The sequence below is a fragment of the Bacillus badius NBRC 15713 genome, from assembly GCF_001591605.1.
GTDB lineage: Bacteria > Bacillota > Bacilli > Bacillales > Domibacillaceae > Pseudobacillus > Pseudobacillus badius.
This window is the reverse complement of the sequence record NZ_BCVF01000103.1, coordinates 1-878: the sequence shown is the minus strand read 5'-3', so window position 1 is coordinate 878 and position 878 is coordinate 1. Positions and strand designations below refer to the sequence as shown.

At 38.3% G+C, this 878-nt stretch carries 2 protein-coding genes; both read left to right on the top strand.

Features of this window, described 5'->3' with window-relative positions; translation table 11 throughout:
- The first annotated feature begins 57 nt into the window (after window positions 1-57).
- Window positions 58-597 (top strand): HNH endonuclease, encoded by a 540-nt coding sequence (locus tag BBA02S_RS19900; RefSeq protein WP_052477348.1) that lies wholly within the window; start codon window positions 58-60, stop codon window positions 595-597.
- Window positions 598-671: 74 nt separating this feature from the next.
- The gene (locus BBA02S_RS21425; protein WP_255211768.1) at window positions 672-800 is read left to right on the top strand and encodes a hypothetical protein; all 129 of its coding nucleotides are present in this window, start codon (window positions 672-674) and stop codon (window positions 798-800) included.
- The last annotated feature ends 78 nt before the right edge of the window (window positions 801-878 follow it).

The window sequence follows — 878 nt, the reverse complement described above, 5'->3', positions numbered from 1 at the left end:
AAGTGGTGGAACGTCCAGACAAGTTCGAACTGAAACTTGATTAAGGTGGTGCTTTTCTTGAGAAACACTTATGTGATAGACGGAGAAATAACAACTATCATTTTAAAAAACAAAAACGGAAAATGTTTGAAAACCATTGTCGACACAGAGGATTTAGAGAGGTTAAAAAGTTTAGATGTTAGATGGACATTTAGATTTGATAAGAAAATGAACACTTACTATGTCAGGGGAAAGTATTGGAATGATGGAGAAGATAAAAACCTCCTTCTTCACCGTGTTATAACCGACTGTCCCGAAGGATTAGTTGTAGACCATATTAATCACGATACTTTGGACAACAGAAAATGTAATCTGAGAAACGTCACTCATGGAGATAACATGATGAACAAAATGAGGGCTCATAAAGGTAACAAATCAGGTGTTAAAAACGTGCATTGGCATCCGGCTTCTGGAAAGTGGGGAGCGGTTTTTCAATATAGAAAACAACGATATGACTTGGGGATATTCGGAACAATTGAGGAAGCTCAATCAGCTGTAATTAGAGAGAAAGAGAAATTAGGGATTCCTGTATTTGATAATTACTCAAAAACAGACTGACTACGCCGGCAAGCAAAAGTCAGTCCCTCTAAAAACATCTGTGGTCAGTGTACCACATAAAGGAGCGAATATAAATGATCGTTTACCATGCTCATGATAAATTCTTTCTTCCCAACATGCAGGAAGTAGCATTAGCCACATTGGTTGAGTGGCAAGAACAGGGTACACGGATTGAAATTCATGAAGAGGAGTTGATCGACTGATGAACATTTATCAAAAGTTGCTGGAAGTTAGAAAGTCGGTTCCTTATTTGAAAAAAGAAGCTAGCGGCCAGCAGTACC